Consider the following 11,777-nt stretch of genomic DNA (forward strand, 5'->3'; position numbering starts at 1 on the left):
CCTTGCGGTACGCCTCGGCCTCCGCGCGGACCCGCGCCTGCTCCCGGGCCGCCGCCTCCTTGGCGTGATCCTGCTCCTGACCAGTCGAACTCATGCCACCAGTGTCCCTGCTCCCGATCTCGCCCGACCACCCCGGTCGGCCGTTGGCTACGATCCGTGGCATGAGCGACCCCAGTACCCCTCCCGCCCATCTCGAGGTCGACGAGCATGCGCCCGACCGCAACCTGGCCCTCGAGCTGGTCCGGGTGACCGAGGCAGCCGCGATGGCGGCCGGCCGCTGGGTCGGTCGCGGCGACAAGAACGGCGCCGACGGCGCGGCGGTGAACGCGATGCGCACGCTGATCGGCACGGTCGGCATGAACGGGGTGGTGGTGATCGGCGAGGGCGAGAAGGACAACGCCCCGATGCTCTACAACGGCGAGCAGGTGGGCTCGGGCGAGGGCCCGGAGTGCGACGTCGCGGTGGACCCGGTCGACGGCACCACGCTGGTCGCCAAGGGGATGGCGAACGGGATCGCGGTGATGGCGGTGGCCCCGCGCCACACCATGTACGACCCGTCCGCGGTGTTCTACATGGAGAAGCTGGTGGTCGGCCCCGAGGCGGCGGACGTGGTGGACATCCGCCTGCCGGTCGCGGAGAACATCCGCCGGGTCGCGAAGGCGAAGGGCTCGTCCGTGGACGACGTCACCGTCGTCCTGCTGGACCGGCCGCGGCACCAGGATCTCGCCATGCAGATCCGGGCCACCGGCGCGCGGATCAAGTTCATCAGCGACGGCGACGTCGCGGGGGCGGTGGAGGCAGCGCGGCCCGACACCGGCCTGGACATGCTGGTCGGCATCGGCGGCACGCCCGAGGGGATCATCGCCGCCTGTGCGATGAAGTGCATCGGCGGACTGATCCAGGGCAGGCTCTGGCCGCGCGACGACGACGAACGGCAGAAGGCACTCGACGCCGGCCACGACCTCGACCGGGTGCTGGACACCGACGACCTGGTCAGCGGTGACGACTGTTTCTTCGTCGCCACCGGCATCACCGACGGCGAACTGCTCCGCGGCGTCCGCTACCGCAGCTCGATCGCGCGCACCCACTCGCTGGTGATGCGCTCGCGCAGCGGCACGATCCGCAGCATCGAGAGCGAGCACCAGCTCTCCAAGCTCCGCGCGTACTCCGCCATCGACTTCGAGCACGCCCGATGACGGCACCCGTCCTCGTCATCGGCGAGGCTCTCGTGGACATCGTCGGCAACGGGTCTGGCAAGAACGGCAAGAACGCCACCTTGGCGACCCCGGGCGGCTCCCCCGCCAACGTCGCGGTCGGCCTCGCCCGCCTCGGCGTCCCCACCCAGCTGGTCACCCGCATCGGCACCGACCCGTACGGCGACCAGCTCGGCGCGCACCTCTTCGGCAACGGAGTCCAGCTCGCACCGGGCTCGGTGGATCCGAACTTCCGGACCAGTACGGCGACCGCGACCCTCGACAGCCACGGGGTCGCGTCGTACCAGTTCGACATCACCTGGGAACCACCGAAGCTCACGCTGTCCAGAGGTTGCCCGGCAGTCCACACCGGCTCCATCGCGACCCTGCTCGAACCAGGAGCGGACGCGATCCGGGACTTCCTGGGCGCGCTCGTGGATCAACCCGTCACCGTGACGCTCGACCCGAACGCGCGCCCGACGATCACCCCAGACCCGGTGACCACCTGGTCCGCAGTACGGGCTCTTGCTGCGGCGGCAGATCTGGTCAAGCTGAGTGATGAGGACTGTGAGTTCCTCCGGCCCGGGCTGTCACCGGACGAGATCGCGGCCGAGCTGTTGAGCGTTGACCGGACTCGGTGCGTGGTGATCACGCTGGGCGGCGAGGGGGCTCTTGGAGTGAGCCGGACCGCGCGGGTGGAGGTCTCCGCGCCTGAGATCGACGTGGTCGACACAGTGGGCGCGGGTGATTCGTTCATGTCCGCGCTGATCGCGGGACTGCACTCGCGCGGGTTACTGGGCGCAGTACGGCTGGAAGGTCTGGACGAGAAGAATCTGCGCGAGGTCGTCGACTACGCGGTGCGGGCGGCCGCGATCACCTGCACCCGGCACGGCGCCGACCCGCCGACCGCCGCCGAGTACGTTTCCACCTGGGGCTGATCATGAGTACTGCGGGCGCGTGGACCGCCGAGTTCGAGACGTCCGGGCGGGTGGTGTTCCCGCAACGCCGCAACCGCCTGCTGATCCGCCTGGCCTTCGGCCTGCTGCTGATGATCGGCTCGATCAGCACCATCGTCGACCACGTCCGCGACGGCGACATGGATGGCGCGATGGGCGTCCTCCGCGTCACGGCGCTCGCGGGGTTCGTCATCCTCGTGGTCTGGACCGGCTGGCAACTGATCACCTTGAGGCCGGTCGTCACCGTGGACCTCGAAGGCATCCGACTGGGCCGCCGGTCCAAGGAGGTGGTCCGCTGGAGCCAGATCGGCAGCATCAGCGACCCGACCGGCCTCTCCCTCGTCAGCAGCATCGCCATCCAGCCCGCCAACAGCCACGCCACCGCCCTCACCATCGGCAAGGACAACGTCCAGGAACTAGCCGAGTTCAGCCAATGGCTCCGCCACCTCCACGAACAACAACGCCCCGACTAACGCCTCCGCCGCCCGACGACGTACCCCACGCCACTGGCAACAGCCAGTACTGCGCAGGTTCCGGCCAACAGCCCCCACAACGTCAGGTCGCCTCGTGCCGACTCGACCGCCCAGACAGCCCGCGCGCGCCCCGGCCGCGCGACGGCGTACTCCACCGGTAGCACGTCCCTGAGCTGGAGAAAGTGCTCGTCGTCGGGGTCTCTGCTGATCTCAATCGTGTGGTCGTCGGAGTACCGGACAAGCGCCTTCCCGGAGCCTCGCTCGATCGCTCCCGGCCCATCGACCTCCACGACCACTCCGTCGACCACGGCCGTCGGCTCGTCCCACGGCTGCGAGTCGTGCCAGGCGTTCGCTGCGAGGAAGCCGAAGATCACCGCGATCAGCGCGAAGAAGCCGACCAGCGAGCCCGGCACCAGCGGCTCCCCGCGCCGACGCCAACCACCCGCCGCCGGCTTCCCCGCATGCCGACCGTGCGGCTCCTGCTGCGGCTCTTGCTGCGGGTCTTGTTGCGGCTCTTGTTGCGACCCGGCGAAGGCCTCGGTCGGCGAGATGCCCCGGATCCACAGGATGCCGATGACCAGGAGCGACATCACCAGCCAGCCAATCGCAGTCCCCAGGCCGATCATCACGCCGTTGAAGCTTGCATCGGAGACCGGCGTACCGGCGAGCACCCCGGCCAGAGCGCCGACGCCCGCTCCCGCACCGGCTGTCAGGGCCATCCCCGCCAACAGGATCGGGGTGAAGATCCACGATCCTGACTCGCCCAACTGATAGAGCGCGGCCGGTCCTCGCACGAAGACCCAGGCAAGCACCCACCGGATCCTCGACATGTACCGCAGTTTCCTCTGCTCAGAGGGGCAGCTGAGGGACCGACGCGGCACTTACAGTAGGCGCGGGGCTGGGCTACGACTGGGGGATCACGTGGTGATGGGTGACGCAGGCGCAGCAGTCTGGTCTGCCGAGCTGGACCGGACCGGGCGCGTCGTGTTCCCGCAGCGGACTCGGCGGGTGCTGTTTCGGCTCGTGTTCGTGGTGGCATTGGTGCTGAGGGCTGTTGCCGAGCCCGTCTGGCGGATGTTCCACGACAGCGAAGAGTGGTGGGACATCGTCGGCCTGATCGCCGGCGGAGGCTTCCTCGTCATGGCCATCGCCTGCGTCTGGCAACTGGTCACCCGGCGGCCGGTGCTGACGGTCGACCGCGAAGGCATCCGAATCGGCCGCCGCGCAAAACACGACCTCCGCTGGAGCCAGATCGGGAGTATCGGCACCCCGACCGGCCCCGCCCTCGTCAGAAGCCTCGCCATCCAGTCCACCGACCGCTGGGCCTACCCGCTGACCGTCGGCAAAGACCACGTCCTAGACCTAGCTGAGTTCTCCCACTGGCTCCGAACCCTCGACGCCACCCACCCGCTCCCGACCCCAGACCAGCACGCCGCCCAAACCCCCGAGCCGTCCTAAGCCGCCGAACTGCCCTGGTCGAACTTCACCACCAGATGCGCGTCCAGCGCCTGAGCGATCCGCTCGAGCAGCGCCAGGGTCGGAACTGTCCCACCGGCCTCGAACCGCGCCAACGCTGACTGCGTCATGCCGGCGGCATCCGCAAGCGTGGTCTGGGTCCAACCACGTTCTTCACGCATCTGCCGCACTGCCGCGCCGAGCTCGAAGGCACGCCGCGCAGCGTCATACGCCTCCTCAGCGCCCGGCTCGTTCATACGCTCCCGCCGAACCTGCTCCCAACTCCGCCGACCACTCACGTCATACCTCCTCTGCCGTCGACACACTATGTTCCTCGCGAACGCACCTCTGGAAGGCTCTCCTAGCCCTCTCGACCTCACGTGTCTCGCGAGTTCGCGACTTACGGAACACCGTCAACAACACGATCCGTCGTTCCCTTCCGAAGAGTGCTGTAGGCAGGCTCTCCAGCCAGTCGCGCACTTTCAGCCTCAAGTTCGACGGTACCCAAGGTCATAGCAGCGATGCTATAACGAAGATGGCGTCGCCTCAGTCGACGGCCGGATGCTTCAGGGCGGTGATCAGGCGGGTGTTGGCTTGGGTGGGGGTGAGGCCCCAGGGCCAGTCGGTTTTGTGGAGGCGTAGGGAGACCAGGCCGTGCCAGACGGTCCACAGGAGCAGGGCTGCCGAGAACGGGTCGTCGGGGTCTACCGCCGCGGCGAGGTCGACAATGCGGCGTTGGAGGCGCGGGCCGTTGTCGGCGCGGGTTTCGGGGATCGGGTCGTTGCTTTCGAACAGGAGTTGGTACGCGCCGGGGTGGGCCAGGCCCCAGCTCACGTAGGCGTCGCCAGCGATCTCGAGGGGGTCGGTGTCGGGTCCTCCGATCTCGAGGGCGTGCTCGATCGAGTCGACCATGTCCGTGTACTCCGCATCCAGGACCGCCGACCGTAGCTCCGCCTCGGACGGGAAATGCCAGTAGACGGCCGACGGAGCCACACCACACGCGCGGGCGATCGAGCGAAGTGACGGTACTGCGACGGCCTGCGGTTCGGCGAGCATGTCGATCGCGGTGGCGAGCAGGGTGGCGCGGAGATCGCGCGAATCCTCTTTGGGCACGGAGCTATTGAACACCTGTTCATGATAGATTTCGATCCTGAACAGGTGTTCAGTGCCGAGCCTGGAGGGAGAGCGCGGGATGCACACGCTGCTGACGGTGATCCGGAAGAGGCCGGAGATCAGCACCGAGGAGTTCCGGCGGTTCATGAAGGTCGACTACGGGCCGACGTACCAGGAACTGCCGCAGACCAGGGCCTATGTGCAGTACTTCCTGGCCGACCTGATGACGGACGACGCCGAGCCGCCGATCGACGCGATCGTTCAGATCAGCTTTGACTCCGTCGAGGAAATGCAGGAGGCACTCAAGTCCGAGAGCTATCAGCGGGCCCATGAGTTGCGGAAGCAGTACCTGCAAGAGACCTCGATGGGCATCCACTCGGCCGTCGTGGAGGAGACCAATCGGTTGGTCTGAGCTGTTCAGGTGAGGCGGAGGCGTTTGCTGAGGCGGGGGCCTCGGCGGATCTTGATGTCGCCGAGGACGGCGTTGGCGCGGATGTGGAAGGTTTTTGGTGGTGCTGTGGCCGGCTCGACGACGCCGCCGAAGCCGGCTTCCTGCTCGGAGATGGAGCCCAGCACCGGGTTGCCTTCCAGATGCACGATCGCGTTCTGCGGGACGCGGATCTTCACGTCGGCGAGGATGCACCGGACGTCGAGGTAGACCTCGTCGAACGGGATCTGGGCCTCGGTGTAGTCCAGCGTCACGTCGCCGAGGACCGCGTGCACCTCCTGCCGCCGCGGCGCCAGCCAGCCGCCGATGCGCTTGGTGTCGGACAGGAAGACGTTGATCGTCGGCCCGACCTCGACCACCGCTCCCCCGTACTGCGGTGCCGGCTGAATCCCGTACTGCTGGTTCCCGTACTGCGCGGGCTCCTGCTGCCCGTACTGCGTCGGCAGCGTGAGGCCGTTCGGCAGGTCGGATGAGACCTCGATCAGTTCACCGTAGGTCTTCGCGCCGTAGACGGACTCCAGGCGGTCCTCGAGTTCGGTGTAGCTGAGCCGGCCCTCCCCCGCGGCCTCGCGGAGTACCTCGGCGACGTTCTCCCGCTCGAGGTCCGAGACCCGTCTGCGCAGCGCCAACTCGTCTCCGCTCGGCTGGGCCGGCACGTGCGACGAATCGTTGCTCTGCTGGGGTACCTCATCCTGGGCCACGACAAAACCTTACGCGTGGCTGAAGGCCACCGCAGATGAGTAATCTCCCGGGTTCACCCCTGACAAATGACCCTGACCCCGCGCCTTCTCGGCGTGCAGCGACTGGGAGACGATCTTGATCCGATCCACCTCCTCGATCAGCGGGATGACCTTGCTGACGTTCTCCCAGGTGGTCCGGCTCTCGTCCTCGACGAGGATGCGGCCGCCTTCAGAGGCGGACACGCTACCGACACCGGTTAGCGGTGGTGGTGGTTCAGGACACATCCGGGTAGGGCGCGGGGACGGACCGGGGTGGGCGGTTCTAGGCTTGGGTCGAATCTCAGACCACTTGCCTGGAGGTACGACCGGTGTCCGCCGACTTCGACTACTCCGAACTGCTCCCGCTGGGGGCCGACGACACGGAGTACCGGCTCCTCACCACCGAGGGAGTGAGCACCTTCACGGCCGGCGATCGCACCTTTCTGCAGGTGGAGCCGTCGGTCCTGCAGGCGCTCACCGCCGAGGCGATGCACGACATCTCGCACTACCTGCGCTCGGCGCACCTGACCCAGCTGCGCCGGATCATCGACGACCCCGAGGCCTCGGGGAACGACCGGTTCGTCGCGCTCGACCTGCTGAAGAACGCGAACATCTCGGCCGGTGGGGTGCTGCCGATGTGTCAGGACACCGGCACCGCGATCGTGATGGGCAAGAAGTCCGAAGGCGTGCTCACGAGCGCCGTGGACGAGGAGTGGATCAGCCGCGGCGTGTACGACGCGTACACGAAGCTGAACCTGCGCTACTCCCAGATGGCGCCGCTGACCATGTGGGAGGAGAAGAACACCGGGTCCAACCTGCCGGCCCAGATCGAGCTGTACTCCACCCCGGCCAACGGCGACCCGGCGTACAAGTTCCTCTTCATGGCCAAGGGCGGCGGCTCGGCGAACAAGTCGTTCCTGTTCCAGGAGACGAAGGCGGTGCTCAACCCGGACGGGATGATGAAGTTCCTGGACGAGAAGATCCGCTCGCTTGGGACCGCAGCCTGCCCGCCGTACCACCTCGCGATCGTCGTCGGCGGGACGTCCGCGGAGTACGCGCTGAAGACGGCGAAGTACGCCTCGGCGCACTACCTCGACTCGCTCCCGACCACGGGATCGCCGCTGGCGCACGGGTTCCGCGATGTCGAGCTGGAGCAGCAGGTGTTCGAGCTGACCCAGCAGTTCGGGATCGGCGCGCAGTTCGGCGGCAAGTACTTCTGCCACGACGTCCGGGTGATCAGGTTGCCGCGGCACGGCGCGTCCTGCCCGGTCGCGATCGCGGTGTCGTGCTCGGCCGACCGGCAGGCGCTGGCGAAGATCACCCCCGAGGGCGTCTTCCTGGAGCAGCTCGAGCGTGACCCGGCGCGGTTCCTGCCCGACACGACCGACGAACACCTGGCGGACGACGCGGAGGTCGTGCGGATCGACCTGAACCGGCCGATGAGCGAGATCCGCACCGAGCTGTCGAAGCTGCCGGTGAAGACGCGGGTGTCGCTGAACGGACCGCTGGTGGTGGCACGCGACATCGCGCACGCCAAGATCAAGGAGCGCCTCGACGCGGGCGAGCCGATGCCGCAGTACCTGAAGGATCACGCCGTGTACTACGCGGGGCCGGCCAAGACGCCCGAGGGATATGCGTCCGGGTCCTTCGGTCCGACCACGGCCGGCCGGATGGACGCGTACGTCGACCAGTTCCAGGCCGCGGGTGGTTCCTTCGTGATGCTTGCCAAGGGCAACCGCTCGGCCAAGGTGACGGCGGCCTGCAAGGAGCACGGCGGGTTCTACCTCGGGTCGATCGGTGGTCCGGCGGCGCGGCTGGCGCAGGACTGCATCAAGTCGGTCGACGTGGTCGAGTACGCCGAACTCGGGATGGAGGCGGTCTGGAAGATCGAGGTCGAGGACTTCCCCGCCTTCGTCGTGGTCGATGACAAGGGCAACGACTTCTTCACCTCCACCGCCAAACCCGTCCCCCTCACCGTCCGCCCCCGCAGCTAACTGGTCGGTTGGTGGATTGGGGGGATTGAGCGGCGCCGCCAAGCCTGTCGCCCTCACCGTCTGCCCCCCGCGGTTGACGGCTGGGCAGGGCGAGGGCGCTTCGGTACCGTGTGGCGGCATGAGTACCCGTGATGTTCCTGCCCAGGTCGGGGATCTGCCGCCGATTGGGCGGCCGGCGAACAGTGCGCTGTTGGAGGCCGGTATCACCACGCTGGCTCAGGTGGCCGCCTGCAGCCGTCGTGAGCTGCTTGCGTTGCACGGCGTGGGGCCGAGGGCGGTCCGCATCCTTGAGGCCGCCCTCGAGGAACGCGGCCTCACCTTCGCCGCGTGACCGCAGGCAGTCAGCTGACGTTTGCTGCGGCGGCTGGATCCGGGAGCTTGACCATCAGGTGCTTCGCTGCCCGGAGCAGGTCGGCCTCGTTGTGCCCGAAGGCTTGCAGGTACGACCCGAGCGCGGACCGCAGGAGTCGCAGTTCCTCGTCTTCCAGTTCGATGGTGTACATGTTCTCAAGGTAAGTCCGCTGCCGACGGAAAGCTCCCGCCCGTGATCCACACGTTGTGTCGCGGCGTGCGTCAGCCGAGAAGCTCCTCCGCGATGTGACTGACCGTGTAGCCGGTAGGGGACTCGGGTAGCCGCAGATGCGGATCGGGCCGCCAGTCGTGCCAGTTGTCGGCGAAGGGCGACGCCCACGCCTCCACCTCCCGTACTGCGGCTCGCGCATCCGCCGTGATCCGCTCAGCCTCGGCCGGGGTGAATCGGCCGGCGGCGACGGCGCCTTCGAGTTCGTCCTCGTCCTTCCACTCGATCGTCCGGTCCGGGTGGATCCACAGGTCGAGCACATGGTCGACCGTGCTGATCCGCTTGTCCTCGGGATCCCGCCGGTGCTCCGCCTCCAGATTGACGTACCAACCGCGGACGCTGCCGTCCTCGTTCCAGAAGTGCCACACGGACCAGGGTTTCCCGGCGGGCGCGACCTTGAGAATCCCGGTGCCCCGCCAGACGTCCAACTTCAGCACCCTGTCCTCGATGAACATCCCCTCCGGACCGGCGTACCGGGTCTCGCGTCCGTCGGTCAGGACCGGCTTGATCAGTGGGGTGCCGGGGGCGAGCCAGGCGACCAGACCATCCTCGTCGTCGCGGACCACCGTCATCGGCCGGACGTTCGGCTTGTCGCTGTGCCGGCCGGTGCCCTCGTACATCCACTCGATCGTGGTGCCCGGCTCCCACCGGTACCCCACGCCGGACTCCGTCTGCGCGGTCATGCTTCGCCCGGCCTGGTCATCGAGAGGACGTCGAGCGCGGCATCGAGCTGCTCCTCGGTCAGGTCGCCCTTCTCGACGTGACCGTTCTCGATCACGACCTCGCGGATCGTCTTGCCCTGCTTGAGCGCGCTTTTCGCCACGGCCGCGGCGTTCTCGTAGCCGATGTAGCGGTTCAGCGGGGTGACGATCGACGGCGAGGACTCGGCCAGCGCGCGGGCATGCTCCACGTTGGCGGTGATCCCGTCGACGCAGCGATCCGCCAGCAGGCGGGAAGAGTTGGTGAGCAGCTGGATCGACTCCAGCAGGTTGCGCGCGATCACCGGCAGCATCACGTTCAGCTCGAAGTTGCCGCCGGCACCGGCCACCGTGATGGTGGTGTCGTTGCCGATCACCTGGGCGGCGACCATCAGGGTGGCCTCGCAGATCACCGGATTCACCTTGCCCGGCATGATGCTCGAGCCCGGCTGCAGGTCGGGCAACGCGATCTCGCCGAGCCCGGCGCGCGGGCCGGATCCCATCCAGCGCAGGTCGTTGCAGATCTTGGTCAGGCTGACGGCGACCGTCTTCAGCTGGCCGGACAGCTCGACCAGACCATCACGAGCACCCTGGGCCTCGAAGTGGTCGGCGGCCTCGCTCAGCTCCAGCCCGGTCCGGCGGTTCAGCTCGCTGATCACCTTCGCGGCGAACCCGGGCGGCGTGTTGATCCCGGTGCCGACGGCGGTGCCGCCGAGCGGCAGTTCCGTCACGCGAGGCAGAGTCGCCCGGACCCGGTCCGCGCCCCGGCGTACCTGGGCGGCATAGCCGTTGAACTCCTGGCCCAGCGTCACGGGCGTCGCGTCCATCAGGTGCGTGCGGCCCGACTTGACCACCTCGGCGAACTCGGATCCCTTACGGGACAGGGATTCCGCCAGGTGCTCGAGCGCTGGCAGCAGGTCCTGCACCACCCCGGCGGTGGCGGCGACGTGGATCGCGGACGGGAAGGTGTCGTTGCTCGACTGGCTCGCGTTGACGTGGTCGTTCGGGTGGACGTCGGAGCCCAGCTCGCGGGTCGCCAGGGTGGCGAGCACCTCGTTCACGTTCATGTTCGTCGAGGTGCCCGAGCCGGTCTGGAACACGTCGATCGGGAACTCCGCGTCGTACTCCCCAGCGCTCACCCGGTCGGCGGCCGCGACGATCCCCACGGCGAGGTCGGCCGGCACCACGCCGAGCTCGGCGTTCACCACGGCGGCCGACGCCTTGATCTGCGCGAGCGCGTGCACGAGCGCCGGCGCCAGCGGCTGGCCGGAGATCGGGAAGTTCTCCACCGCGCGCTGGGTCTGCGCCCGCCACAACGCCTCGCGGGGCACCTTGACCTCGCCCATCGTGTCGTGCTCGATCCTGTATTCCACGTTGTCACCCATACCCTGCAGAGTACGTCGATCGGGGCTGTCGGCCGCGACTGATAGAACCTTTGTGGACAACGACACTCCGCGCCGCAGTACAGGAGGAAAGGCTCCGATGAAGTTCACCCAGCCGTTCGAGATCACCAAGTGGGACCAGTCCACGTACGACGACGCCGACGCGCTGGAACTAGGCCGTGCGACGGTCGGGAAGAACTTCGCCGACGGCGAGCTCGTGGGGACCAGTTCGGCCGAGCTGCTGATGGTGGGCACCAGCGCCGGCCCCGCGGCGTACACGGCTGTCGAGCGCTTTACAGGGAAGCTTGCGGGCCGGGAAGGGTCGTTCGTGATGGTGCACGGGGCGAGCGCCGCGGAGACATCCTCGCTGGGCAGGATCGTCGCGGCTGTGGGCGATCTCACCGGCCTGACCGGGACAGTTGTCTACGAGCATGACGACAAGGGACCTCGCCTGACCGTGGACTACGAGCTGCCCTCCGCGTAGGAGGTGCCCTGGTAGACGTAGTACAGCTCGTCCCGCGCCTGCAGCTGCACCGGGACGGGTTTCACCTCAACGCCCCCGAACACCGACCGCATAGCTGTCTCCAGAGCCTGAGAAGAAGATGACGACCACACCGTCAGTACTCCGCCCCGCTGAAGCTTGTCCCTGCAAACACTGAGGAACGACGCCTCGTAGAGCGTCGAGTTCTCGTTGTACACCAGGAAATCCGGCCCGTTGTCCACATCCAGCAGGATGCCGTCGAGCGCACCGTTTGGTTGCTCCGTC

16 protein-coding genes and 1 pseudogene are annotated in these 11,777 nt (G+C 67.8%); 8 read left to right on the plus strand and 9 right to left on the minus strand.

The window, feature by feature from the left end:
- Positions 1–161 precede the first annotated feature (161 nt).
- The 3 genes from glpX to VFG33_RS18570 are packed head-to-tail and all read left to right on the plus strand — an operon-like array spanning position 162 to position 2,622.
- Complete coding sequence (glpX, locus tag VFG33_RS18560; protein ID WP_325054153.1) at positions 162–1,196, plus strand: class II fructose-bisphosphatase; 1,035 nt, start codon at positions 162–164, stop codon at positions 1,194–1,196.
- Positions 1,193–2,131, plus strand: coding sequence for a carbohydrate kinase family protein (locus tag VFG33_RS18565; RefSeq protein WP_325054154.1), 939 nt, complete (start codon positions 1,193–1,195; stop codon positions 2,129–2,131). Before glpX ends, VFG33_RS18565 begins: the two co-directional genes overlap by 4 nt.
- 2 nt (positions 2,132–2,133) lie before the next feature.
- Entirely contained in the window at positions 2,134–2,622 is a 489-nt protein-coding gene (locus VFG33_RS18570; protein WP_325054155.1) for a hypothetical protein, read from the plus strand.
- Here the strand turns inward: VFG33_RS18570 and VFG33_RS18575 are convergent.
- A complete protein-coding gene (locus VFG33_RS18575) occupies positions 2,619–3,452 on the minus strand; it encodes a hypothetical protein (protein WP_325054156.1) in 834 nt (277 codons plus the stop codon). The two genes, VFG33_RS18570 and VFG33_RS18575, sit on opposite strands and share 4 nt — an antisense overlap.
- Positions 3,453–3,549: 97 nt before the next feature.
- Here VFG33_RS18575 and VFG33_RS18580 point away from each other — a divergent pair, with 97 nt between their 5' ends.
- Positions 3,550–4,080, plus strand: coding sequence for a hypothetical protein (locus VFG33_RS18580; protein WP_325054157.1), 531 nt, complete (start codon positions 3,550–3,552; stop codon positions 4,078–4,080).
- Here the strand turns inward: VFG33_RS18580 and relB are convergent.
- Together relB and VFG33_RS18590 are read right to left on the minus strand one after the other, a co-directional pair.
- Positions 4,077–4,376 (minus strand): type II toxin-antitoxin system RelB family anti-toxin, encoded by a 300-nt coding sequence (gene relB / locus VFG33_RS18585; RefSeq protein WP_325054158.1) that lies wholly within the window; start codon positions 4,374–4,376, stop codon positions 4,077–4,079. The two genes, VFG33_RS18580 and relB, sit on opposite strands and share 4 nt — an antisense overlap.
- Positions 4,377–4,623: 247 nt before the next feature.
- Positions 4,624–5,205 carry a TetR/AcrR family transcriptional regulator gene (locus tag VFG33_RS18590; protein WP_325054160.1) on the minus strand — a complete coding sequence of 194 codons (582 nt, stop codon included), beginning with the start codon at positions 5,203–5,205 and terminating at the stop codon, positions 4,624–4,626.
- Between the two features lie 64 nt (positions 5,206–5,269).
- On the opposite strand from VFG33_RS18590, the gene VFG33_RS18595 reads away from it, so the two are divergent.
- Entirely contained in the window at positions 5,270–5,602 is a 333-nt protein-coding gene (locus VFG33_RS18595; RefSeq protein ID WP_325054161.1) for a RedY/HapK family protein, read from the plus strand.
- A gap of 5 nt (positions 5,603–5,607) precedes the next feature.
- On the opposite strand, the gene VFG33_RS18600 is transcribed toward VFG33_RS18595, so the two are convergent.
- Both VFG33_RS18600 and VFG33_RS18605 read right to left on the minus strand, forming a co-directional pair.
- On the minus strand, positions 5,608–6,339 hold the full coding sequence (locus tag VFG33_RS18600; protein ID WP_325054162.1) for a DUF1707 SHOCT-like domain-containing protein: 732 nt from the start codon (positions 6,337–6,339) through the stop codon (positions 5,608–5,610).
- 9 nt (positions 6,340–6,348) lie between these two features.
- The gene (locus VFG33_RS18605; RefSeq protein WP_325054163.1) at positions 6,349–6,561 is read right to left on the minus strand and encodes a YdcF family protein; all 213 of its coding nucleotides are present in this window, start codon (positions 6,559–6,561) and stop codon (positions 6,349–6,351) included.
- A 125-nt stretch (positions 6,562–6,686) separates the two neighbouring features.
- Here VFG33_RS18605 and VFG33_RS18610 point away from each other — a divergent pair, with 125 nt between their 5' ends.
- A complete protein-coding gene (locus tag VFG33_RS18610; RefSeq protein WP_325054164.1) occupies positions 6,687–8,351 on the plus strand; it encodes a fumarate hydratase in 1,665 nt (554 codons plus the stop codon).
- A gap of 118 nt (positions 8,352–8,469) precedes the next feature.
- On the plus strand, positions 8,470–8,682 hold the full coding sequence (locus VFG33_RS18615; RefSeq protein ID WP_325054165.1) for a helix-hairpin-helix domain-containing protein: 213 nt from the start codon (positions 8,470–8,472) through the stop codon (positions 8,680–8,682).
- A 10-nt stretch (positions 8,683–8,692) separates the two neighbouring features.
- On the opposite strand, the gene VFG33_RS18620 is transcribed toward VFG33_RS18615, so the two are convergent.
- From VFG33_RS18620 to VFG33_RS18630, 3 genes are all read right to left on the minus strand, one after another.
- Positions 8,693–8,854, minus strand: coding sequence for a hypothetical protein (locus VFG33_RS18620; RefSeq protein ID WP_325054166.1), 162 nt, complete (start codon positions 8,852–8,854; stop codon positions 8,693–8,695).
- A gap of 70 nt (positions 8,855–8,924) precedes the next feature.
- Positions 8,925–9,614 carry a DUF402 domain-containing protein gene (locus VFG33_RS18625; protein WP_325054167.1) on the minus strand — a complete coding sequence of 230 codons (690 nt, stop codon included), beginning with the start codon at positions 9,612–9,614 and terminating at the stop codon, positions 8,925–8,927.
- Complete coding sequence (locus VFG33_RS18630; protein ID WP_325054168.1) at positions 9,611–11,014, minus strand: class II fumarate hydratase; 1,404 nt, start codon at positions 11,012–11,014, stop codon at positions 9,611–9,613. Before VFG33_RS18630 ends, VFG33_RS18625 begins: the two co-directional genes overlap by 4 nt.
- Positions 11,015–11,111: 97 nt before the next feature.
- Between VFG33_RS18630 and VFG33_RS18635 the strand changes: the two genes are divergently transcribed.
- Positions 11,112–11,495, plus strand: coding sequence for a DUF3224 domain-containing protein (locus tag VFG33_RS18635; RefSeq protein ID WP_325054169.1), 384 nt, complete (start codon positions 11,112–11,114; stop codon positions 11,493–11,495).
- Here VFG33_RS18635 and VFG33_RS18640 read toward each other — a convergent pair.
- Positions 11,474–11,777, minus strand: a pseudogene (locus tag VFG33_RS18640) (hypothetical protein); the annotation flags it as partial. The gene VFG33_RS18635 and the pseudogene VFG33_RS18640 sit on opposite strands and share 22 nt — an antisense overlap.

This window comes from Kribbella sp. (assembly GCF_035687465.1).
Classification (GTDB): Bacteria; Actinomycetota; Actinomycetes; order Propionibacteriales; family Kribbellaceae; genus Kribbella.